General features: G+C 50.5%; 24 protein-coding genes and 2 rRNA genes. 10 read left to right on the forward strand and 16 right to left on the reverse strand.

Translation table 11 applies throughout. From position 1 onward, the window contains the following. Window positions 1-6 precede the first annotated feature (6 nt). Entirely contained in the window at window positions 7-291 is a 285-nt protein-coding gene (groES, locus tag BMX58_RS07035) for a co-chaperone GroES (RefSeq protein WP_068620846.1), read from the reverse strand. Between the two features lie 194 nt (window positions 292-485). Here groES and BMX58_RS07040 point away from each other — a divergent pair, with 194 nt between their 5' ends. Next, on the forward strand, window positions 486-1,163 hold the full coding sequence (locus tag BMX58_RS07040; RefSeq protein ID WP_068620844.1) for a CPBP family intramembrane glutamic endopeptidase: 678 nt from the start codon (window positions 486-488) through the stop codon (window positions 1,161-1,163). Window positions 1,164-1,205: 42 nt separating this feature from the next. Beyond that, the gene (locus BMX58_RS07045) at window positions 1,206-1,412 is read left to right on the forward strand and encodes a DUF4305 domain-containing protein (RefSeq protein WP_068620842.1); all 207 of its coding nucleotides are present in this window, start codon (window positions 1,206-1,208) and stop codon (window positions 1,410-1,412) included. A 68-nt stretch (window positions 1,413-1,480) separates the two neighbouring features. Here BMX58_RS07045 and BMX58_RS07050 read toward each other — a convergent pair whose 3' ends face one another. Next, on the reverse strand, window positions 1,481-2,113 hold the full coding sequence (locus BMX58_RS07050; RefSeq protein WP_068620840.1) for a redox-sensing transcriptional repressor Rex: 633 nt from the start codon (window positions 2,111-2,113) through the stop codon (window positions 1,481-1,483). A gap of 365 nt (window positions 2,114-2,478) precedes the next feature. Here BMX58_RS07050 and BMX58_RS07055 point away from each other — a divergent pair, with 365 nt between their 5' ends. Both BMX58_RS07055 and BMX58_RS07060 read left to right on the forward strand, forming a co-directional pair. Continuing rightward, window positions 2,479-4,434, forward strand: a complete 1,956-nt coding sequence (locus tag BMX58_RS07055; RefSeq protein WP_068620838.1) for an ABC-F family ATP-binding cassette domain-containing protein — start codon at window positions 2,479-2,481, stop codon at window positions 4,432-4,434. Window positions 4,435-4,529: 95 nt separating this feature from the next. Then, window positions 4,530-5,189 carry an HAD family hydrolase gene (locus BMX58_RS07060; RefSeq protein ID WP_068620835.1) on the forward strand — a complete coding sequence of 220 codons (660 nt, stop codon included), beginning with the start codon at window positions 4,530-4,532 and terminating at the stop codon, window positions 5,187-5,189. A gap of 63 nt (window positions 5,190-5,252) precedes the next feature. Here BMX58_RS07060 and tsaD read toward each other — a convergent pair whose 3' ends face one another. From tsaD to tsaB, 4 genes are read right to left on the reverse strand one after another with little or no spacing between them, the layout of a single operon-like run. Continuing rightward, window positions 5,253-6,278, reverse strand: coding sequence for a tRNA (adenosine(37)-N6)-threonylcarbamoyltransferase complex transferase subunit TsaD (gene tsaD / locus BMX58_RS07065; RefSeq protein ID WP_093088814.1), 1,026 nt, complete (start codon window positions 6,276-6,278; stop codon window positions 5,253-5,255). Continuing rightward, window positions 6,272-6,775 carry a ribosomal protein S18-alanine N-acetyltransferase gene (gene rimI / locus BMX58_RS07070; RefSeq protein WP_068620831.1) on the reverse strand — a complete coding sequence of 168 codons (504 nt, stop codon included), beginning with the start codon at window positions 6,773-6,775 and terminating at the stop codon, window positions 6,272-6,274. Before rimI (BMX58_RS07070) ends, tsaD begins: the two co-directional genes overlap by 7 nt. Then, window positions 6,759-7,376: a ribosomal protein S18-alanine N-acetyltransferase gene (gene rimI, locus BMX58_RS07075; protein WP_068620829.1), complete on the reverse strand. Its 618-nt coding sequence runs from the start codon at window positions 7,374-7,376 to the stop codon at window positions 6,759-6,761. The genes rimI (BMX58_RS07070) and rimI (BMX58_RS07075) overlap by 17 nt, the downstream gene beginning before the upstream one ends. Beyond that, window positions 7,363-8,097, reverse strand: a complete 735-nt coding sequence (gene tsaB / locus BMX58_RS07080) for a tRNA (adenosine(37)-N6)-threonylcarbamoyltransferase complex dimerization subunit type 1 TsaB (RefSeq protein WP_068620828.1) — start codon at window positions 8,095-8,097, stop codon at window positions 7,363-7,365. Before tsaB ends, rimI (BMX58_RS07075) begins: the two co-directional genes overlap by 14 nt. A gap of 207 nt (window positions 8,098-8,304) precedes the next feature. Between tsaB and BMX58_RS07085 the strand changes: the two genes are divergently transcribed. Continuing rightward, on the forward strand, window positions 8,305-8,538 hold the full coding sequence (locus BMX58_RS07085; protein WP_068620826.1) for a CsbD family protein: 234 nt from the start codon (window positions 8,305-8,307) through the stop codon (window positions 8,536-8,538). Window positions 8,539-8,800: 262 nt separating this feature from the next. On the opposite strand, the gene BMX58_RS07090 is transcribed toward BMX58_RS07085, so the two are convergent. Together BMX58_RS07090 and BMX58_RS07095 are read right to left on the reverse strand one after the other, a co-directional pair. Beyond that, complete coding sequence (locus BMX58_RS07090; RefSeq protein ID WP_068620824.1) at window positions 8,801-9,787, reverse strand: LacI family DNA-binding transcriptional regulator; 987 nt, start codon at window positions 9,785-9,787, stop codon at window positions 8,801-8,803. A gap of 36 nt (window positions 9,788-9,823) precedes the next feature. Further along, window positions 9,824-11,323 (reverse strand): UDP-glucose--hexose-1-phosphate uridylyltransferase, encoded by a 1,500-nt coding sequence (locus BMX58_RS07095; RefSeq protein WP_068620822.1) that lies wholly within the window; start codon window positions 11,321-11,323, stop codon window positions 9,824-9,826. A gap of 204 nt (window positions 11,324-11,527) precedes the next feature. Between BMX58_RS07095 and BMX58_RS07100 the strand changes: the two genes are divergently transcribed. The 3 genes from BMX58_RS07100 to BMX58_RS07110 are packed head-to-tail and all read left to right on the forward strand — an operon-like array spanning window position 11,528 to window position 13,415. Continuing rightward, a complete protein-coding gene (locus BMX58_RS07100; protein ID WP_068620820.1) occupies window positions 11,528-12,460 on the forward strand; it encodes a ring-cleaving dioxygenase in 933 nt (310 codons plus the stop codon). An 18-nt stretch (window positions 12,461-12,478) separates the two neighbouring features. After that, window positions 12,479-13,087 carry an alpha/beta hydrolase gene (locus tag BMX58_RS07105; RefSeq protein WP_068620818.1) on the forward strand — a complete coding sequence of 203 codons (609 nt, stop codon included), beginning with the start codon at window positions 12,479-12,481 and terminating at the stop codon, window positions 13,085-13,087. A 31-nt stretch (window positions 13,088-13,118) separates the two neighbouring features. Beyond that, window positions 13,119-13,415 carry a DUF896 domain-containing protein gene (locus BMX58_RS07110; RefSeq protein ID WP_068620816.1) on the forward strand — a complete coding sequence of 99 codons (297 nt, stop codon included), beginning with the start codon at window positions 13,119-13,121 and terminating at the stop codon, window positions 13,413-13,415. Between the two features lie 368 nt (window positions 13,416-13,783). Here the strand turns inward: BMX58_RS07110 and proS are convergent, their stop codons facing one another. From proS to BMX58_RS07135, 5 genes are all read right to left on the reverse strand, one after another. After that, the gene (gene proS / locus BMX58_RS07115; protein WP_068620814.1) at window positions 13,784-15,223 is read right to left on the reverse strand and encodes a proline--tRNA ligase; all 1,440 of its coding nucleotides are present in this window, start codon (window positions 15,221-15,223) and stop codon (window positions 13,784-13,786) included. 338 nt (window positions 15,224-15,561) lie between these two features. Beyond that, complete coding sequence (locus tag BMX58_RS07120) at window positions 15,562-16,125, reverse strand: GNAT family N-acetyltransferase (protein ID WP_068620812.1); 564 nt, start codon at window positions 16,123-16,125, stop codon at window positions 15,562-15,564. A 97-nt stretch (window positions 16,126-16,222) separates the two neighbouring features. After that, entirely contained in the window at window positions 16,223-17,584 is a 1,362-nt protein-coding gene (gene fumC, locus BMX58_RS07125; RefSeq protein ID WP_068620810.1) for a class II fumarate hydratase, read from the reverse strand. A gap of 51 nt (window positions 17,585-17,635) precedes the next feature. Next, the gene (locus BMX58_RS07130; RefSeq protein WP_068620808.1) at window positions 17,636-19,264 is read right to left on the reverse strand and encodes an NAD-dependent malic enzyme; all 1,629 of its coding nucleotides are present in this window, start codon (window positions 19,262-19,264) and stop codon (window positions 17,636-17,638) included. Between the two features lie 88 nt (window positions 19,265-19,352). Next, window positions 19,353-19,892, reverse strand: coding sequence for an acyl-CoA thioesterase (locus tag BMX58_RS07135; protein ID WP_068621248.1), 540 nt, complete (start codon window positions 19,890-19,892; stop codon window positions 19,353-19,355). A gap of 219 nt (window positions 19,893-20,111) precedes the next feature. On the opposite strand from BMX58_RS07135, the gene BMX58_RS07140 reads away from it, so the two are divergent. Further along, entirely contained in the window at window positions 20,112-20,546 is a 435-nt protein-coding gene (locus BMX58_RS07140) for a universal stress protein (RefSeq protein ID WP_068620806.1), read from the forward strand. A gap of 102 nt (window positions 20,547-20,648) precedes the next feature. Here BMX58_RS07140 and BMX58_RS07145 read toward each other — a convergent pair whose 3' ends face one another. Continuing rightward, on the reverse strand, window positions 20,649-21,509 hold the full coding sequence (locus tag BMX58_RS07145; RefSeq protein WP_068620802.1) for a hypothetical protein: 861 nt from the start codon (window positions 21,507-21,509) through the stop codon (window positions 20,649-20,651). A gap of 205 nt (window positions 21,510-21,714) precedes the next feature. Here BMX58_RS07145 and BMX58_RS07150 point away from each other — a divergent pair, with 205 nt between their 5' ends. Next, window positions 21,715-22,326, forward strand: a complete 612-nt coding sequence (locus tag BMX58_RS07150; RefSeq protein WP_068620800.1) for a CAP domain-containing protein — start codon at window positions 21,715-21,717, stop codon at window positions 22,324-22,326. A 67-nt stretch (window positions 22,327-22,393) separates the two neighbouring features. Here the strand turns inward: BMX58_RS07150 and rrf are convergent. Then, window positions 22,394-22,509, reverse strand: a 5S ribosomal RNA gene (rrf, locus tag BMX58_RS07155). 94 nt (window positions 22,510-22,603) lie between these two features. Beyond that, window positions 22,604-22,729: ribosomal RNA gene (locus tag BMX58_RS07160) — 23S ribosomal RNA — on the reverse strand; the annotation flags it as partial.

Raw genomic sequence — 22,729 nt, forward strand, 5'->3', positions numbered from 1 at the left:
ATATTTTTAGTCCAGGATTGCTACGATGTCGCTTTCCTTGATCACCAAGTATTCTGTGCCACCGTATTTCACTTCTGTGCCTGCATATTTTTCGAAAAGGACAGTATCCCCTGCCTTAACGGTCATTTCGATTGTTACGCCGTTATCGGTGACGCGGCCTGGGCCTGCTGCAATAACGGTCCCGGTTTGAGATTTTTCTTTGGCGGATGACGGTAAAACGATGCCGCCTATAGATTTCTCTTCCTCTTTGGCAACTTCAACAATAACGCGATTTCCTAATGGTTTTAACAAGATGATCCCTCCAAAAAAATAATATCATTTTAGCACTCGGTAACCCAGAGTGCTAAGTTACATTTCTATATTAATCAATCTCAAATTAATTTGCAAGGGGGAAGCAGAATTTTTCCGATTCTATTTTTTTGCGCTCTTATGCTATACTGTTTATCGAGCGCAACAAAGTAAGTTCTCTCAGAAAGGTACTATATATGGATAATAAAAAACGTTCCCGATTGACGTTGGCAATACAGATCATTCTTGTTTATCTTGCTTCTCAACTTCTGCCCGTCTTCGTGATCCCGTTCCTTCCCGAAGCGGATCGCATCCCATCCGGCATGAATCTCTCTTTATTCTCTGCTTTTCTGGGGTCTGTCCTTATGGTAGCATGGAATGGAAGAAAGAAATGGACACCAATAAACAGTCTCACGGACCACCCCTCTGCCCCGATCGGCAAAACAATCCGTAACGGAATCTTCGGTTTCGTCGGAGCTGTCCTGATTCAGATCATCGCGATGAACGTGGAGTACCTCTTGTTCAGGCTGCCCGTCGCTTCCGAAAATACGGAAGTGCTGCTCGACTTGACAAACCGTTACCCGTTCTTTATTTTGAATATCATCCTCTTTTCCCCTGTGATGGAGGAATTTGTGTTCCGGAAAGCGATCGTCACACATCTGGTGGACGCAATCGGGATAGTCGGTGCCGCCACAATCAGCGCCTTGCTTTTTGCGGTTGCGCATAACGACGGGCACTATTTGGTCTATGGCGCGCTTGGGCTCTGGTTTTCTTTCCTTTATTACAGGACAAGAAACATTGCGACTCCGATGATTGCGCATGCGTTGATGAACGCCGTGTCCGCTTTGCCGATTCTCTCCCAACTCGTTTCGTAAGGCTCCTGAAGCCCGCTATTTTAGGAAAAAGAAAGGAATGCCATGACTTTAAAAAATCTATTAATTCAAGTGATCATCCGATTCGTTTTCGCCATCCTCTTCATTTCACTGGCCGTCGATGCCGTGAATACTGCAGGTTGGGGATTCATGGCCATCATCAGCGTGCTGTTCGCAACAGGTGATGTCGTGAAAGGGATCCGCATGTTCAACGCCTACTTGAAGATCAAAGACAGCATCGACAAAAACTAGGAAAAAAGAAGGATGAGGGCCGCCTCATCCTTCTTTTACTTTTCCTTATCATCGGCTACCGACTTTGCTCAGCCGATATCATTGTCCAGGAAATAGATCAATGTCTGCAATTCATTCGTCAAGTCCACGTTCTGCACGCGGACATTTTCCGGAACGGAAAGACGGATCGGAGTGAAGTTCATGATGCCGCGAACGCCTGCTTCAGTCAACCGGTTGGTGGCATCCTGAGCTACTTCCTGCGGAACGGTCAAGATGGCCACATCAATCTGCTGGATACGCAATTGCTCAACCATGTCCGACATCGGATAGACGGGCACCCCGCTGAGGATCTTGCCGACGATGCCTTCATTGACGTCAAATGCGGCACTGATGCGCACGTTATTGCTGACATGGAAGTTGTAGTTCAGCAAGGCGTGACCCAAATTACCCACACCTATCAAAGCCACATTCGTCAAACGGTCCTGGTTCAGTGTTTTGCTGAAGAAATCCAACAAATACTCGACATCATAACCGTAACCTCTTTTGCCCAGTGCTCCAAAATAGGAAAAATCCCTGCGGATTGTAGCACTGTCCACTTTCACTGCTTCGCTCAATTCAGTGGATGAAACACGTTTCTTACCCGCGTTATGCAAAAAACGCAAATAACGGTGGTAAATCGGCAACCTCCTTGCCGTGGCTTTTGGAATTTCATTCGTCGTCATGCTTATTCTCCTCTTCTTTCTTCTTTCTTCTTTCTTCTTTCTTCTCTTGCCTCGTATCGTTTGGCCGAAACGCACAAACCGTTAAAAAGTATGTTCACATACTTTTGCTTTCATTTTACACTAGCTATTATATCATCTGATTGTGAAAAATCTACAAATTTGTTCGAAATGGGACTTGATTGTGAAGCCATTTTTGAACAACATGTGAAACACAATACTAATTGTAAGCGGAATCAGCATCATTTTTCACATGCACACATACGTGAATATAGCAATAACTCTGCTTCTCCCTATCGAATCGGGGCTTGCTGTGATAAAATGAAAAGGATAAACACCAGTATTTGCTCAGAAAGAGGACACTACATATGATTTTACTGCAAGGACAAAATTTGGCGCGCCTTTTTGGGGCGACCGTTTTATTCGATAATATTCAGATCACCGTTCAGGACCACTCACGTATTGCGCTTGTCGGCCGAAACGGTGCGGGGAAATCGACCCTGTTGAAAATTTTGGCGGGCATCGAAGCGACGGATGCCGGTTCTGTGTCAAAAAGCAAGGATGTTACGATCGGCTACCTGGATCAGCATAGTGCAGTCGATTCTTCCAATACGATTTGGCAGGAAATGCTGACCATTTTTACTCCCCTCATCCAATTGACCCAAGAGGCCGAAAAAGCCGCTTTCGCCTTGGGGGATCCGGACCTGCTCGAAGATGAAGAGGCGTATCAGAAAGCGTTGGAGCGCTATGATCAGCTTCAGCATACCCTTCACGAAAAGAACGCCTACGGTTACGAGTCCGAGATCCGTTCGGTGCTGCACGGCTTCCAGTTCTACGAAGAGGATTACGATCGCCCGATTTCCCAATTGTCCGGAGGCCAAAAAACCAGGCTTGCTTTGGCCAAAATCCTGCTTGAGAAGAACGACCTGCTCATCTTGGATGAGCCCACCAACCATCTGGACATCGACACGCTGGCTTGGCTGGAAAATTATCTGATCGGTTACAACGGCTCGCTCCTGATCGTTTCCCATGACCGCTATTTCCTGGACAAAGTCGCCACTGAAGTCTACGAAATCAGCCGCCACAAAATCCAGCACTACAAAGGGAACTATTCCTATTACCTTACGGAAAAAGCCGCCCGCCTGGAACAGGATCTGAAAGCATACGAGAAGCAGCGGGACGAAATCGCGAAACTGGAGGATTATGTCGCCCGCAATCTGGCGCGCGCCTCGACGACCAAGATGGCGCAAAGCCGACGCAAACGCTTGGAGAAGATGGACCGGATGGAGAAACCGAAAGGCGATGAACGCTCCGCCCGCTTCTCCTTCGAGATCGCGAAGGAAAGCGGCAATGTCGTCTTGACTCTGGAAAATGGCGCTGTCGGTTATGGAGATACGATTTTGGCTGATCCGATCAACCTGGACATCCGCAAACAGCAAGCGATCGCGATCGTCGGGCCGAACGGGATCGGAAAATCCACATTGCTGAAGTCGATCATTTCCGAGATTCCGCTTTTGAAAGGCCGCGTCCAACTCGGTGCCAATGTGGACCTCGGTTACTATGACCAAGAGTTGGGCAATCTTTCCAACAACAAGACCGTCCTTGCCGAAATCTGGGATCTGCACCCCACTCTGAACGAAAAAGATGTGCGCAGCATCTTGGGCAGCTTCCTTTTTTCCGGAGCCGATGTCGAAAAAACGATTCCGGCACTTAGCGGTGGCGAAAAGGCGAGGCTCTCGCTCTGCAAATTGGCCTTGGATCAAAAGAACTTCCTCGTCCTCGATGAACCCACGAACCATTTGGACATCGACAGCAAGGAAGTGCTTGAAAATGCCTTGATCGATTATGATGGCACCTTGCTTTTCGTTTCCCATGACCGTTACTTCATCAACCGGATCGCGACCAGCATTGTCGAACTTTCCGCCGAGGGCAGCAAAGTCTACCTCGGGGACTACGATTATTATATCGAAAAGAAACAGCAAGAAGCGGCGCTGGCAGCACTGCAGCAAGCCGAGAAAGCGGCTGAAGCAACTGCAGCAGCAGAGACTGTTTCGAAAGCCAAGGGGGATTACGTTTCCTCCAAGGAGAAACTGAAATTGGAAAGAAGACTGGCACGGCAGGTGGAAGCTTTGGAGGATGAGTTGGCGACTGTCGAGGAGTCCATCGCTGCGATCGAACTGCAGTTGACGGACCCTGAAGTCTTCGGCGACCACGAAAAAGTCCAGCAGTTCAACCAGCACCTGCTTGCTCTCCAAGCGCAACAGGACCAGCTGATGCAGGATTGGGAAGAGCAGACCACCGCACTTGAGGAATTGAGCGAATAACCGTTTCCGGCCCTTCGCTTCCTTTTTGGTTGAGCACTGCCATTGCTTTTGTTAAGATCCACTGGAACAAGTACGCACAATATGGAGGTCAGAGTATGTTGGAAGCCGTTTTATTTGATATGGATGGTGTCATCATCGATACGGAACCATTCTTTTTGCGATCAGAAAGTATGTTGTTGAAGGAATTCGGTGTGGACACCGAATTGGAATACCATTTCCGCTATCAAGGAACCACGCACGAATATATGTGGGAGACAATGAAGAATGAATTCGATCTGGATGCCCCGGTCGCCGAGTTGGTGGAACGGGCGAACGTCATCCGCAACCGTCTGATGGAGGAGGACGGCCTGCAAGCAATACCGGGTGTGATCCCCTTCATTTCACGCCTGCATGCTGCCGGCATCCCTTTGGCGATCGCGTCTTCTTCTCCTTTGAAGGATATCCATAAGGCTGTAAAAGCATTGGAAATCGAAACCTATTTCAGTTACTTTGTGTCCGGGGAAAGCGTTGCGCACCCCAAGCCTGCGCCCGATATCTTCCTGGATGCCGCCGCGAACCTGAACGCCAAACCGGAAAACTGCGTCGTCATCGAGGATTCCCGGAACGGCGTTGCATCTGCGCACGCAGCGGGCTGCAAATGCATCGGTTTCCGCAATCCCGCGTTCCCTCCGCAGGATCTGTCCTTGGCAACCGTCATCGTCACTGATTTCTCGGGTCTCGATGCCGCTTACTGCAGCGCCCTGATTGACCGATAAATGTGAACTACAAAAGAAGAGGAAGCTTGCGTCGCTCCAATCGACCAGCTTCCTCTTCTTTTCTTATTCTCCGAGCACCAGGCCGGGATGGGCATTCAGATCATACCCAGCAAAATGTTTTTGCTGGTACTCGGTAAAGGCTGCCGCCCCGATCATCGCCGCATTATCCCCGCAAAGCGACAGCGGCGGGATGACGAATTCTACTTCCGGAAGTTCCTGCGCCATTTTTTCGGAAAGCGTCTCGCGCAACCCTCTGTTGGCGGCAACCCCTCCGGCCAACAACAGCTGCTTGATGTTCTTTTCCTTGGCTGCACGTATCGTTTTGTGCACCAAAACCTCAACAACGCTGGCCTGAAAACTGGCGGCCAAATCGCAGGGATTGATGTCATCCCCTTTTTGGCGCGCATTGTGGACGGTATTGATGACAGCGCTCTTCAATCCGCTGAAGCTGAAATCGTAGTTGTCCTCCTTGATCATTGCGCGCGGGAAATGCATCGTTTCCTTGCCTTCATGAGCCATTTCATCCATTTTTTTCCCGCCCGGATAAGGCAATCCCAAAATGCGGCCGATTTTGTCGTAAGCTTCTCCGGCAGCATCATCCCTCGTTTCGCCGATGATATCGAAAGAGCCGTCTTTTTCCATATACACCAATTCCGTGTGCCCGCCGCTGACCACCAAGGACAACAACGGATAGCGCATCGGCGTCACCAACTGGTTTGCATAGATATGGCCGGCCATATGGTTGACCGGAATCAGCGGTTTCTGGTGCGCAAAAGCCAGTGCTTTCGCTGCACTGACGCCGATCAGCAAGGATCCGACCAAACCAGGGCCGTCCGTTACCGCAACCGCATCGATAGCTTCGAAAGTGAGTTGGGCTTCATCCAAAGCCGTCTCAACGATTTGGGTGATCTGCTCGACATGATGGCGGCTCGCCACTTCCGGGACGACCCCGCCAAAACGCATATGGCTTTTGATCTGCGAAGCCACCACATTCGAAAGCACCGTATCCCCATTTTTCACCACAGCCGCACTCGTTTCATCGCAACTGCTCTCTATCGCGAGTATGGTCACATCTGTTTCCGTCAACAGCTTCCCGCCTCCTCTTTATTATCCGATAGCAGCGCCAATTCCATGATGAAGGCATCCTCTACCGGATTCTGATAATAATCTTTTCTTCGGAATATTTCTGTAAAGCCCGTTTTCTTGTAAAGGTTATAGGCAGCATGATTGGATACCCGGACTTCGAGCCAAAGCCGTTCCATGCCCTTGGCTTTCAGCAAGGCGATCATCTCCAGAAGCAATTTTTTACCGATTCCTTTTCCTTGATGGGCAGGCGATACCGCAAAATTATTGATCGACGCTTCATCCAAGACCGCCATGCAACAGATGTAGCCCACTAACTTGTTTTCCTCCATGCAGCCTGTATACAGGGAATGCTTATCCTTCAGTTCGGACAGGAACGAGGAAACCTTCCAACTGGAATGCCCTTCATTAGCCAGCAATGTAAGTTCATACAAAGCCTGTGCATATTGCTCCAACTTGCCCGCGTCCTCCTTCAGGTCGCAGATTTCAAACGTGCGTTGCATGAACATCTTCCTTTTCTTCCGATTGTTTTTCCTTCAATGGCCACACCATCTCCAAGGCATCTTCCCCATCACCGTGATAATAATGCTGCTTGATCCGCTCCGGCAGAAAACCCATTTTCGTATACAAGGCTTTTGCCCGATGGTTTGAGACCCGTACTTCCAGACTGATGCTGGCCGCGCCTTTTTCGTCGGCAAAACCTTTCAGTACTTGCAACAACAACGTGGCCGCACCGATCTGCTGGAATTCGGGAACCACCGCCAGATTGGTGATATGGATATCTTTCCCGTCCAATCTTGCACCCAAAAAGGCAATCGGCATATGCCCCTCATACAAAACATAATACAACGACTTGGGATTCTGCAGCATATCACTCTCAAGTGCCGCCCTTCCCCAAGGCGTCGCACCATTGTAACTCATCCGTTCGATATAGAGAATATCCGGAACGTGCTGTTTCTTGCCGATCATCAATCTGACCGGTACCTGGTTCCGCAACAAATAGGCTTTCTCATCGGAGCGGCAGCGCCGCGACCTGAATTCGGGCAGGATATGCGGCAGGACAGTGGTTTTCACTTCCTGGTACACGGCTCTAAATCGACGCATCCACTCTTTCAACGTAGTCTTCCCTCCGATTGCTGTGATGCTTTTCTTCCCATTTTTCTTCAGCCTCCGGATTTTTCAAGTAGGCCGGCACAAAAGTATGCGGATCTTCCGCGGCTCCTGAATCCGAAAGAGCGGCCAGAACACTCGCTCGCGGCAAGTCCTGGGATTCCCCCGCAAAAAGAGCACGTCCCTTGAATAATTCACCGATGCGTTCGCGGTACTTGCTTACATCCTCTCCCACGAACAGATAGGTGCCTTCTTCCGCCAACAAACGCTGGAACCAATCTTCACTGGCGGTGTGCAAGTCTGCTGTCCGTTCCACCAACAGTCCATCTTCAAATTGATAGACCGCTGTATAACAGTTTCCCCGGCGCGCGTCAATCATAGGGACAATCTTCTCCGCCGCTCCTTCACAGTTGCCGGCAAGGACCTTCAGGCTGGAAACCGGCACTAGCGGAAGCGCCAATGTCCAAGCCAATGTTTTGGCGATGGTCGCTCCGATCCGGACCCCTGTGTACGATCCCGGACCCTTAGCGACAGCGATGCGCTCCAAATCAGCAGGTTTCCATCCGGCAAGCCGGATGACATGATCCACCGCGGGCATCAACTGGGTGCTGTGCTGAAGATTCCCGTTGGTGGTCACTTCTGCGATCAGACGGCCATTTTCGCATACAGCCGCGCTCATAGTCTGGTTCGAAGACTCAATGGCTAATATTTTCATCTGGTTAGCCTCCTTTCACTGATAGTTCTGCTCATCTAGTATAGCATTTAATCAAAGAGAGAAAAAGCATGCATCCTTCCAAATGCTTTCGGCAGGACACGGGCTGCATCCGACCGCAAGGGCTATCGCTTGATTCTGACATTAAATAAGTTAAAATAGATTATAGTAAGCGAAACCAATCAGCTTGAAACCAAAGGAGGAAACATCATGGATTCAGATATGGGCGATAAATTAAAAGGCATGAAGGACAAAGTTGTCGGCAAAATCAAAGAAGAATACGGCGACTTGGTGAACGACCCAGAAAAAGAACTCGAAGGAAAACTCCAACAAGCACGCGGGGAAGCACGCGAAAAAGCGGGCGAAATCAAAGAAGATCTCAGTGAAAAAGCTGAGGAGTTGGCAGACAAGGCAAACGATAAAATCGATGAGTGGAAAAAATAAAACTCATTTTTGACGGAAAGGGAAGAGGCCACCTCGCGATGAGGCAGCCCCTTCCCTTTCGTGTTCACCCGCTGGCCGGAGGAGAGCGGGTGAAGCGGTGCTCTCCTCCGGTTAAGCTTCCGCTCACCGTTGAACGCCGGCAAAAATCGGTCTTAACTCCGATGAAGCCAGCCTCATCGGGGAACACAAGCAGAATGTCGGTCGAACTTCGACGAAGCCTCCGTTCACCGGAGCATCCGGCGTTTTGCCTGACCCGAAAAAGTCACTTTGTCGATGCGCGCTTGATCCATTCCGTGGACAAACTGATTTTTTTGGCTATTTTCCGCGGATAGGCAATCCGGTCCAGCAACAAGGACACCCCTGTGTTTCCCATCTCGCGCGTATCGACCCGGATTGTCGATAAGGGCGGGTAGACGTATTTGGCGACCTTGCTGTCGTTGAATCCGACTACCGAGATTTGATCCGGAACGGTGATTTCCGCTTCCTGAAGGGCCCGCAAAGCCCCTATCGCGATCGCATCGTTTTCGGCAAACAGGAATGTCGGCAATTGCCCCGGGTTATCATTGAGCAACTGGTTCATCATCTCGTATCCTGAGGACGTGCTGAAGCTCCCGATCCGGTGATACTTGTCCCGGTACCACCCTCTTTTGCGCAGCTCGGCCAGAAACAGCTCCGAGCGCAGATCGCGTACCAGCATTTCTTTGTCGTTCGTCAGTTCCTTGCCTTCCAAAAAGGCGATTCTGGAATGCTCGCCTCTGTCCATTTCGGCAATGACTTGTTCCATCGCAAAGGCAAAATCCACTACGACGCAATCTTGTTTCCATTTGAATTGATCCGAATCGATGAAACACAAGGGTTTCCCTATCTCCATCAAGCGTTGCACTTGCCGTTCCCCGAACTTGCCGATTGCGACGATGCCGATGACATCCTTTTCGATTTCGAAGCTCACATCATGGAAGACCCGCACGACATCATATCCTTCCGCTTCGGCGCGTTCTTCGGCGCCTAAACGGATTCCTTGGTAATAGAGGTCATCCAATTCTTCTTCCTGGGTATACCATTGCAGCAGCAGAATCTTCTCCCTGCTTTGTTTTCTTTTCGTTTTTGTGTAATTCAGCTCTTTTGCGGCTTCAAAAATCCGGTCTTTCGTTTCCTTCCCGACAGAAAGCGTCTCGTCGTGGTTCAGCACCCGCGAGACAGTCGCTGTCGAGACGCCTGCCTTTTCGGCGATGTCCTTCATGGTCGCCATACTAGTCCCCCTCCATCGTTCTCCTGTATATACTCATTACTGATTTTCAAGTGTGCGCAAAAAGCGATCAAAGCCGGCCTGCCCTTCCGGTGTTTGCTTATAAACGCCTGCATCCTCCATGGCGCGCAGGAATTTTTCCCCGACCGCCTCCTGGATCATTTCCATGACGGAATCCTCCTCGAAAGGCCCTTGTTGCTTCAGCTCTTCGGCCCACTCCCGATGGCAAGGGGCGACATCATTGGATATGCCCAGCAGATAGTCGGCCACTTCGCTGAGCTCTGTTTCCAATCGCGGCGGCAGAATGGCCAGCCCGAGCACCTCGATCAAGCCGATGTTTTCTTTTTTGATATGTTGGACATCGGGATGCGCATGAAAGATGCCGTCCGGGAACGCAGCGGTTGTCCCGTTATTCCGCAGCACCACATCCAACTCGTAAGCTTCTCCGACGCGGCGGGCAATCAGCGTCACCGCATTCTGCTTTATGCCTGCTGCTTCCGCAAAAATTTCGGCTTGCGGATCACTGTAGTTTTGCCATTCTTCCAAGATGGCGCGCGCAGCTTCAGAAATTTCCTCACGCTCCTCAGAACGGAGACGGATGACCGAAAGCGGCCAATAAAGCAGCTCCGCTTCGACTTCCGGGAAACCGTTCAGTTCCAGGCTCCGGATAACTTTTGCAGCTTCCAGCGGAAAATGATAGCGCCCGCCTTGGTAATGTTCGTGGTTGAGGATGGAACCTCCGATAATCGGCAAGCCCGCATTGGATCCGATGAAGTAGTGCGGAAAGATCGTCACGATTTCCAATAAGTTCGCGATTGTTTCTGCATTTACGTCCATGGGCACATGTTCTTCGGAAAGGACGAGGCAATGCTCGTTATAATAGGAATAGGGCGAATACTGAAAACCCCAATTCTCACCGGATAAAGGCAGGCGCACAATCCGGTGGTTGCTTCTTGCGGGCGCACCCGCTCTGCCTTTGTATCCTTCATTCTCCATGCAGAGCGCACAAACAGGATATTTGCCGCCTTCCGCTTCACGGGCAGCTTCCATTTGTGGACGCGTTTTTTCCGGTTTGGAAAGATTGATCGTAATTTCCAGCTTGCCGTACTTGGAATCGATGGGAAAATGTTTATTTTTTGCGATTTTCCGCGTTTTGATGTAGTCGTTGTCCTGACACAAGCGATAAAATTCATCGGTTGCCCGCATCGGTGCTTCCTCATAATGCATCCAGAAACGCTTGTTCACTTCCGAAGGCAAAGGTGTGATCAACTCCATGATTTGCGCTTCCAGAATTTCGATTTCCTCGGCAACATCGGCGACCAGTTGTTTTTCCACTGCGTAACCGACCAGCCGATCAAGCGAATCCAGTAGATCGGGCAAAGGAATGGAAGGTTTTTTGTGGACATCATAAGCGTCCAGATCTAATTGACTCAATAAGTGATTGATGGCATAGCGCTCATCCAAGCTGTGGATGCGATGGGTCGCGATGCCTTTGCTGACAAAATCCCGTATGACTTGACCGATGCTGTTATCCTGCAAAATTACCCCTCATTCCTCTGTTGTTGTAGGTTTCATTATAGCATATGCGCCGCGGTAAATTTTACTTCTGTCTTAACTTTTTATTTACCTCAGGCTTCAAAGCTTACTAATTGACAGTGTGTTTTCCCCATGATATTATTATTTCGAATTCGAGATAAAAGAGCAATTGAAACCCACAATAATCCAAAAGGAGCGTCCATTAAAATGAAAAAAACAGCAGGAATCCACCATATTACGGCCATCGTAGGCCATCCGCAGGAAAATGTCGACTTTTACGCCGGCGTGCTCGGGATGCGCATGATCAAACAGACCGTCAATTTCGACGATCCGGAAACCTATCATCTGTACTTCGGCAATGCGGAAGGCGAGACCGGAACCGTCATCACTTTCTTTCCGTGGCCCAACTCCCGCCAAGGCAGCATCGGCGACGGCCAAGTCGGCATCACCGCCTATGCGGTTCCTGCAGGTTCCCTGTCATTCTGGGAAAAGCGCCTGACCGAATACAACGTGCCGTTCGATAAGACAATCCGCTTCGGGGAAACCTATCTGGACTTCGATGATCCGCATGGCTTGCATCTGGAATTGGTGGAACGCAAAGAAGGGAAAAACAACCCGTATGCATTCAACGGCGTCCCCGCCGAGCATGCCATCAAGGGCTTTTCCGGGGCTGTCCTCTTGACCGGGGCGCCTGAGGAAACTGCAGCTGTCATCGAAAAAGTGATGGGCTTGGAACGCTTTGCGCAGGAAGGTGATCTGATCCGCTTCCGTTCCGAAGCTACTGTCGGCAATACCGTGGATATCAAAATGACTTCCGTCGGTGCCGGCGTCATGGGGGTCCGGACTGTCCATCATATCGCATGGCGCGCCAAGGACGAAGCGGATCATCTGGATTGGCTGAGACATGTCACTTCCCTTGGTCAGCACGCCACGCCTGTCCGCGACCGCAAGTATTTCAAGGCCCTTTACTTCAGGGAAAAAGGTGGCATCCTTTTCGAGATCGCTTCGGATACGCCAGGATTCGCTGTCGATGAGCCGCGCGAAAAGATGGGCCAAAAATTGATGTTGCCGCCGCAGTACGAAGGCAGACGCGATGAACTGACGGCAGGACTCATTCCGTTTGAAGTCCGCAACGTTTAACTGAGAGGAATGATCTAGATGAATCACCAACATATTTTCAAGCACGGCAAGCCGGAAAGGCCTTTGCTGCTGTTGCTGCATGGCACAGGCGGAACCGAACATGACCTGTTTTTCCTCGGGGAGGCCATCGATCCGGAAGCTTCCCTGCTGGGTGTGCGCGGAAACGTGACCGAATCCGGAATGAACCGCTATTTCCGCCGTTTGGCAGAAGGCGTATTCGATGAAAACGACTTGGATTACCGCACGAAGGAATTGATCGCATTCCTGGACGCTGCCTCAGCAGCGTATGGATTTGACCGGAACAACATCGTCGCGATCGGATACTCAAATGGTGCAAATATCGCCGGGAGTATGATATACTCTTTCAAAGATGCGGTCAAAGGGGCCATGCTTCACCATCCGATGGTGCCGTTCCGCAATCGTCAATTGCCTGATCTGCATTCCCTTCCTGTCTTTATCGGTGCCGGCACAAATGATCCGCTTTGCGCACCGGAAGAAAGTCTGGAATTGAAGGCAACACTAGAAGGAGCCGGCAGTGATGTATCCATTTATTGGGGGAACGCTGGACACTCACTGACGAATGAAGAAGTTGTTGCAGCGAAAGCTTGGTACAACAAACACTTCTGACATCTCCTTCGACACGAGAGGAGAACTATATATGGATAAATTATTGAACAGGATCAATGAATTGGCGCGCAAAGCCAAGACAACGGAAGGTCTGACGGAAACCGAAAAAATTGAGCAGAAAGAATTGCGCCAACAATACCTCAAATCTTTCCGCAGCTCTTTTGACGACATCCTTTTGAATTCAAAAGTCTACGATCCCGAGGGCAAAGACATCACTCCGAAAAAACTGGTCGAGGCCCAAAAAGAAAAGCGCCGTAATGAAGTGAAAAACATTTTGGGCGGGAACAAAATCGTGCACCTGAACCCAGAGGATGCCGATAAAAAATAGCAATGAAAAAGAAGGGAGCGCCTCCGAATTGAATGAGGCGTTCCCTTCTTTTTGTACATTATTCGACGTGGGGATAGGCTTATCGTCTCAGCATGCCCAAGGATCACCCAGGACTCCGTTCGCAGGAGGAAAGCTGGGGCAGCTTCCTTCAGCTCCGGTGAAGCTCTTCCCGCCGGACAACACCGCTAACAATTGGCCGCTGCTCCGATGAAACTCCCCTGATCGGAGAACGGACGCTTCATGCTGGCCGAACTCCGGTGAAGCCTGCGTTCGCCGGAGGACGGGATTTGTCACGCTCTTAGTCGAACTCTGAATTGCAGGGTGTTTCGCCTAAGCTGAAATCCGGAGCGGGATTCATCGTATCCTGTTTAATATGCTCGTGCTAGCCAGACTGTGTGTTTGGCTGGTTTGCCGGACACGATGCAGGTTGTTTTTTCGACTGGCGGGTTGAACGGGATGTTGCGGGTCGTGAAGCCGGTTTCTTCCTTGATTTTCGCTTCCGTTTCCAGTTCGCCGTCCCATCCTGCCAATACGAAGCCAGGCACTTCGCCGGCTGCTCGCTTGGATTCGATGTGGGCTTTCAGTTCATCCAAAGTATCGATGTTGGTGTATTCATTGGCTTTGCGGTTTTCGCGGGCCGTTTCCAACAGGCGGACTTGCATTTCGTCCATCGCTTTCGGAACGTAAGACAGAATCTCATCCAAGGACACGGCTTCTTTTTCGCCAAGATCGCGCATCTTGACCATGACTTGGTTGTTCTCCATGTCGCGCGGTCCGAATTCGACGCGCATCGGCACACCTTTCAATTCCCACTCGTTGAATTTGAAGCCAGGCGAATTGTCGCTGTCGTCCAGGACGACGCGGAAGCCGGCAGCCTTCAGTTCTTTCTGCAGGACTTCCAGACGTGCAACGATCTCCTCTTTCTTTTTCTTAGGTCCGACCGGAATCAGCACGACTTGGTTCGCTGCCACTTTTGGAGGCAGGACCAACCCTTGCTCGTCGCCGTGGACCATGATCAATGCGCCGATCAGGCGGGTCGAAACGCCCCATGAAGTCGTGTGCGCATAAACGTGCTCGTTATCGCGGTTCAAGTATTTGATGTCGAATGCTTCCGCAAATTTAGTGCCCATATAGTGGGAAGTTCCCGCTTGGACCGCTTTTCCGTCCTTCATCATCGCTTCCACGGAGTAGGTATCCACCGCGCCGGCAAAACGTTCGGAAGGCGTTTTTTGGCCTTCATAGACAGGCACCGCCAGCAAACCTTCGATGACTTCTTTGTAGACTTGCAGCATGCGCATCGTACGGCGGCGTGCGTCCGCTTCGTCTTCGTGGGCAGTATGCCCTTCTTGCCAAAGGAATTCAGAAGTGCGCAGGAACGGCAAAGTTTTCTTTTCCCAACGGAACACGTTCGCCCATTGGTTGATTTCCATCGGCAGGTCGCGGTAGGAATTGATCCAGTCCCCGAAAGCCGTACCGATCATCGTTTCTGAAGTTGGACGCAATGCCAAACGCTCTTCCAAAATTTCTCCGGCTGCTTCGGTAACCCAAGGTAATTCCGGGCTGAAGCCTTCGATATGGTCTTTTTCCTTCGTGAAGAATGATTCCGGGATCAGCATCGGGAAGTAGGCGTTGCGGATGCCTTCTTCCTTGAAGCGCGCGTTGAATGCCTCCTGGATATGTTCCCAGATTTCATAGCCGTCCGGTTTGAAGATCATGCAGCCGCGGACCGGCGAATAATCCATCAATCCTGCCTGCTTGATGGTTTGGATATACCAAGCCGAAAAATCTTCCTTTTGTAAATTACTCATGTTTTTCCTCCTAATTTGTGGATCCTGATCGTATTCGAATGCAAAAAAATAAGCATACTCCATCCTTAACAAGGACGAAACATACTTTCTGACGTATTTCCGCGGTACCACCTTTATTGGCCTTCATTATTGGTGAAAGCCCAACTCAACATCTGGTAACGGCAGAAAACCGGCCATATTTCTATGGCTATTTGTCAGGTAGGTTCAACGGATCAGCGGGGGTCCTTCTTCCAGCCCTGGAAAGACTCTCTTTGCCCATCATCCATCTACTGTTCCTTACATCCAATCACTAATCATTGTATGAGAAAAGTTCCGAAATAGCAATGCTTTTTTCCCGTTCAGGCTTCGCTTGCTTGGTGGAAATGCTCTTCCTTCAGAATGCCATAGTATACCATGTCGCAGTTGCGCCCTTTTAAGACTTTATGCTTGCGCAATACGCCTTCCTGCTGCATCCCGAGCCGCTTCATCACTTCGCCTGATGCCGGATTCAGAATGTCATGCATCGCAAAGACTTTCTCCATTCCCAAAACTCCAAAAGCCAGCGCTGTGATGAGCTTTCCGGCTTCGGTCATATAGCCTTTTCCGCGGTAAACCTTGTTCAGCGTATAGCCAATTTCCGCAATGCGGTCGGCCGGGTTCGGACGGATATCGATCGTCCCGATCATCTTTTTGGTGTCCTTCACCACGATCGCATATTTTCCCGCTGGCGCCGCCATGAAATAGTTCGCGATGGCTTCTTCCGTCATCGCCAGATCAAGGTGCCTTTCGAAGACAAAACGGGTTGTTTCCTCATCAGAGGCATACTCGAACATATCCGCAGCATCCGCCAGCCCGACCGGACGCAGCAAAATTCGTTCGCCTTCCAAAACGCTGTGCTTCATCAATTCCAACATAATATCCATGACTGAACCCCCTGTACTCGTTCTTCGATAAACTACAAAAAAAGCCGGACCGACTGCATTTGGCTGTCGCTGTCGATCCGCGCTTAATCAAAAAATATCAGACCATCTTCATCGGATCGACGTACTGATCGAACTCTTCAGCAGTGACATGCCCCATCGCGACAGCGGCCTCTTTCAAGGAAGTACCGTCCACGAAAGCCTTCTGGGCGATTTTGGCTGCCTTCTCGTAGCCGATGTATGGGTTCAATGCTGTCACCAGCATCAGGGAATTGGTCAGGTTATGGTTGATTTTTTCCTGTTCCGCCTTGATTCCGCTGGCACAGTTTTCGTCAAAGCTGATCAGTGCATCCGCAAGCAGACGGACCGATTGCATGAAACTGTTCACGATGAGCGGCATGTAGGTGTTCAGCTGGAAAGAACCTTGTGAAGCTGCAAAGCCGATGGCGCCATCGTTGCCCATCACTTGGATGCAGGCCATCGTTACGGCTTCGGATTGGGTCGGATTGACTTTTCCGGGCATGATCGAACTTCCCGGTTCGTTCATCGGGATGCTGATTTCGCCGATTCCGCTTCTCGGACCGCTCGCCAGCCAACGGACATCATTGGCGATCTTGTAGAAATTGGCCGCCAAGGCTTTGACTGCCCCGTGCGTATGCACAAAAGCATCCTTGCTGGTCAAAGCGTGGAACTTGTTCTCAGCCCCAACGAAGGGTTCGCCCGTGCGTTCCGCAACCTTTTCGATCGTTTTTTGGATGAAGACAGGATCGGCGTTCAAGCCGGTTCCTACCGCCGTACCGCCCAAGGCTACTTGGCGCATATATTTCAGGGAATCCGCAATCATTGATTTCGTTTCCTGCAGCATGACGCGCCATGCGCTGATTTCCTGGCCCAGCGTCAACGGCGTCGCATCCTGCAGATGGGTACGGCCCAGTTTGACGATCGCCGCATTTTCCTGCTCCAAGCGGGTCAGCGTCCCGATCAATTGCTCGATTGCCGGATACAGTTTATTTTTTATGTACAGCACGCCGGCAATATGCATGGCAGCCGGAAAAGTATCATTGGAGCTCTGGCCCTTGTTCACGTGGTCGTTGGGATGGATGCCGCCGTCGACAAGCTGATTGCCGCGGTTCGCCAACACTTCGTTGACGTTCATGTTCGATTGCGTGCCGCTTCCTGTCTGCCAAACGGATAGGGGAAACTGATCGTCCCATTTCCCCTCCAGCACTTCATCCGCCGCCAGAAGGATCCCTTTTGCCACGGTCTCGTCCAGAAGGCCGACTTCCATGTTCGCCTCCGCAGCGGCACGTTTGATTTCCACCAATGCATAGATGACTTCCATCGGGATCTTTTCGTTCCCGATTTTGAAGTTCTCCAGGCTGCGCTGTGTCTGCGCCCCCCATAGTTTGTCCGCTGCTACTTTTACTTCCCCTAATGAGTCGTGTTCAATCCGATAATCCATCCATCCCGTTCCTTTCTGTCGCTTCTTTCCGTTTCCGGACACGTTTTTGTATTAGTATTCCGCTTTCCAGATGGCGTCTTCGACAGCTGCCATCGGGTCGTTTATTTCAACGCCATTCACGCCGTCTTCGATGGCTGCTTGGATGACGGCTGCCGCCACCAATTTCGATGCTTCGCGCAGCTGGGAAACCGGCGGCAAAATCGCCGCCCCCGCTTCATCCAAATTCTGCAGGGAAGTGATGCCGTGCGCGGCAGCGGACAGCATCCGATCCGTTACGGTTTTGGCTTTTGCGATGACGATCCCGAAGCCTAAACCAGGATACAACAAAGCGTTGTTCGCTTGGCCGATTTTATAGTCCACGCCATTGTATGCGATCGGATCGGATGGGCTGCCGGTGACGACCAAGGCTCTACCCTCGGACCAAGCGATCACGTCGGAAGCCTTCGCTTCGCATAAGCGGGTCGGATTGGAGATCGGCATGATGGCCGGCCGTTCATTGTATGCCGCCATCTTTCGCACGACCTCTTCCGTAAAGGCGCCGGCTTGTCCGGAAGTCCCGATCAGGACGGTCGGTTTTACCGCATCGATGATGTCAGCCAAATCGGCCAGCGGAGCGGAAAATTCAGCTGCTGATCGCGCATATTTTTGCTGTCCCGGCGTCAAATCTGCCATGTCGTCGGTGACCAGACCGTAGCGGTCCACCATGTAAAACTGTTTGCGGGCTTCTTCACTGTCAGCGCCTTGCAGCGTCATCTCCAGTAGAATCTGGTCGGAAACGCCGACACCGGCAGTCCCGCCTCCGAAAACAAGGACCTTGTGTTCCGTGATCGGCTTGTCGGTGATCCGCACGACCGAGTCCATTGCCGCGGACATCATCACGCCGGTACCTTGGATATCGTCATTGAACGTGCAGATTTTATCGCGGTACTGCTCCAATATGTTGGCGGCGTTGTCGCGGCCGAAATCTTCCCAGTGGAACAACACATCCGGGAACAGCGCAGAAGCTTCTTCGACGAACGTTTCGATGAACGGGTAATAAGCCTCCCCGGTCACGCGCTTGTGCTTGTTGCCGAGATAGAAAGGATCTTCCAGCAGCTGCTCATTGTTTGTGCCCGCATCGATCACGATCGGCAACACCTGTTGCGGATTCAGCCCCGAAGCGACGGTATAGACAGCCAGCTTGCCGATCGAGATTGCGACGCCCTGGATGCCCCAGTCGCCGATGCCCAGCACGCCTTCGCCATCCGTGATGACCATCATTTTGATTTCAGCCATATCCTTGCTGCCGTTCAGCAGAGCCTCCCGGATAGCTTCCGGACGATTCACATCCAGATAAACCGCATCCTGGGGAAGCTGGTAATCCCGCGAATAATTCATGACCGTATCGGCGATGGTCGGCGTATAGATGACCGGCAACAATTCCGTCACGTGTTTCCCGATGACATGGTAAAAAAGCACACGATTTTGGTCATAGATCCCCATCAGGTGCTTTTGCTTGGAATAGGCATCGTCCAGTTGTCCCAATTGCGCATAGACAATCTCACTCTGTTCCTCCAAGGTGCGGACGGCTGTCGGCAAGAGGCCGTCCAAACCCAGCTCTGCCCGTTCTTCCAAAGTAAATGCGGTTCCCTTGTTCAAAAATGGCTGACGCAATAAATCTTTCCCGTTTGTTTTCGACACGTTGACACACTCCTGCTCCATCATTTGTATATAATTATTTCCATGCTATTCAAATCAAGACTTGCTGCGGCATTGTTGCCTAAAATCTTCAATCCGCCCAAGGTATTTCAATTGTGAGATGCTCATGCAGCTGCTTTTGGTATTCCAGATCGGCTCTGCGTTTCTGCCGTCTTTCTTCATAGCCGCTGTTGATGAATTTTTCCTCGACCGTTTCCGGTACGATTTTCGGAAGGGACACTTTTTGTCCATTTTCATCCGGAAGCGCGACAAAGGTCAGAAAGCAAGTTGCAGCCAAGTAGCGTTCCCCCGTCCGGAGATTTTCCCCGGTGACTTTTGTGAAAATTTCCATGGAGGTCTTTCCCGCTCCGGATACAAAGGTATCGATGCAGACCGAATGCCCTGTCGGAAGCGGCCTGATGAAGTTCAATGTGTCAACCGACGCGGTCACATTGGTCGTACGACCGAATCGCTCTCCGGAAATTGCCGCACAATCATCGATCATGCTCATCAGTTTGCCGCCGAACAAAGTACCGTGGTAATTTGAATCGAACGGAAAGACATGGTGTGTCTGGATCACCTTCGTCTGCCTGCAATATCTGATCTCCCGCTCTTGGTTCGCTTCCGTCATGTACGTCTTCATTCCTTTCGTTTTGCGTAAATTCATTTTAGCATGCTTCATTTCTTTTTAATAGTTCTGCCACCCAAACAATTCTCTTCCCTTTCCCATGTTTCCCCAGTGTTTTTCCCATGTTTTTCCCATGTGCCCCGCTTTCCTTTCAAACGGTGTTGTTGTAAAATTAACTTAGGAAGCGTTTTCTGAACAAAATAAAAAAAGGAGCGGGTAGAAATGTTAGCCGAATACAAAAATATTTTGGTTCCCGTTGACGGTTCAGGCCAGTCCGAAGACTCGTTCAAAAAAGCTGTTGCCATTGCCAAACGCAATAACGCCGCGTTGCATCTTATCTACGTCAAGGACACACGCAATGTTCCGCTTAGCCCTGAATATGAATCCAGATTGACGGAAGCATACAAGGACATGGAATATGAATTCCTGGATGAAATGATGACATTCGCCACCAATGAAGGCATTGAAATCAAAAAGTCTGTGACCAACGGCAATCCGATGACCTTGATCGCTGAAGCATTCCCTAAAGAATACAACATCGATCTGATCGTCATCGGAGCGACCGGCAAAGGCGCGATCACAAGGGCTTTCGTTGGATCTGTCTCCAACTATGTCGTCCGTCATGCACCGTGTGATGTTTTGGTTGTCCGTACCTAAAAGTAGCGCACAATTTTTGCAGCCGTACCTCAGAAAACGTAAGAACAGCCCTGCAGAGCTTTCGCTTTGCAAGGCTGTTTCCTTTTGCTGCCGTTCACTCAACTAAATGTCATTGATTGTCCCGCCCGTTTCCTCGCTGTCGATCCAAGCCCCATCAAAAAACTGGATGGAGTACGGGCCTTCGCTCGTGAGATCGAAATAAGCCGTATCCGTAAAAGACTCGCCGGGTGCGACCGTATGCAGCCAGAAATGGGTATAGCGCAACGGCAGATTTTTCCCCTCGCCATCCAATGCAGAAAAGTAGTTGGGTGCGATATAGGTGTTGACGCTGCCGTTATTGACATACTGTATTTGCACTTCCAACATCTTTTCCCCAAGCGGGTTGAGTTCCTCCAGCGCTGCAATTTCCCGGATTTCCGTTACCGTGACCAGTTCATTGATCCCGGAATCCTCGCTCAAAAAGTTTTGCGCTTCGCCTTCATTGACCGTAAAAGCAGGCGGGGTTATCGTTGGGTTCGCATTGGGCAGAAAACTTATCGTGACATAGCTCCCAGGGGCAAGTTCAGCCAAATCGATTCCGGTATCGCCATAAATGACGGATGTATCCGTCGTGAAGGTGATTTCCGTTTCGACGCCGGGGCCTTGGTACGGATAATCGAACTCCCACACATTGTTCGTTTCGCGGTAGTCGACAGCCGTTCCTTCGATGATGGTCGTCACCTGATCGTACCCCTCGGCTGTGCCCTTTATCGCAAAATAATTATATTTGTCGCCGCGGGTGACCCCGTCTTTTACGCCGCTTGAAAAAATGATTGTTTTGGCGACACTGTCCTCAGCTTCGGGTACAGCGGAAGCTGCTTCTTCGCTCATCACAGACTCTACGGTTGAACTTTCGGTTGCATTTTGGCAAGCGGCAAAGACACCTACACAGAAAATAAGCAACAATCCCACTTTCTTACGCACAGGAATTCCCCCTTCAGCTATCCGCCCCTAACAGGTTGCAGTCTTACGATTCTCACACTCATTTTAGCAAAAAACCGGCCAAAAAACGAATCCCAGACATTCTTCAGGACATTGCCCAAATAATTGACTATAATGGAAACATGCTTGATACCGCAATGGCTTCCTCAGGGATCCACTAATCGAAAACAAGAAAGGAGCACTGCGGATGCGCTTTATAAAAGGCCTGCTGTTCATCGGCCTCGCTGCACTATTGGTCGGATACGGAATGAACCGCACCGCCTTCAACGAAAATTTCCCCTTTTTGGAGCAGGCAGCCCAATCGGATGTGGCCGAAAAAATCCAAGTGCTGACGAGTCCCGGCGGTGTCGATCTGCTAACAGCGCCCTTCACCCGACCCGATGAAATCGACTATACTTTGGTGGAAGAAAGGATCATGACCTTGCTGAATGAACTCCGCCAGGAGCAAGGCTTGCTTCCCCTCACGAAAAATGACACTCTGAAAGCGGCCGCCGATCACCGGGCCATCGAAACCCAGACAAGCTTTTCGCATACCAGACCGGACGGAAGCGATTTCTACACGATCATCCTGACCGAAGATTACCGGTATCCTTATCAAATGGTCGGAGAAAATCTGGCGATGGCGACTTATTTCAAAGATGAAGAAGGCATGGCCGAATTTTTGTTCAATGGCTGGGTGGAAAGCGAAGGGCATTACGCCAATATGATCCAGCCCGATTTCCTCGAGGTGGGCATCGGCGTCCATTATGACGGGGAATTCCTGTATGCCGTCCAGCTGTTTGGAAAGCAAAGCCCATAATTGAAAACAATGTCAACAAACAAAAAAAGCAAGCATCAGGAATATCCTGCATGCTTGCTTTTCGTTTGCGCGGCAACGTCCTAGTCTCACAAAGGGAAACCCTTCACTACAATCGGCGCTAAGAAGCTTAACTTCTGTGTTCGGGATGGGAACAGGTGTGACCTTCTTGCCATCGTCACCGCACATTTTTAATTGGAGAACGTTGTTCTCTCAAAACTGAATCTACAAAAACAAAGGGATTCCGAAAACACCGCTTGAGTTTTCTTCTTCTTAAAAATTGGTTAAGTCCTCGACCGATTAGTATTGGTCCGCTCCATACATCGCTGTACTTCCACTCCCAACCTATCTACCTGATCATCTCTCAGGGGTCTTACTCACTTGAAGTGATGGGAAATCTCATCTT

It is taken from the genome of Trichococcus ilyis, assembly GCF_900109135.1.
GTDB lineage: Bacteria > Bacillota > Bacilli > Lactobacillales > Aerococcaceae > Trichococcus > Trichococcus ilyis.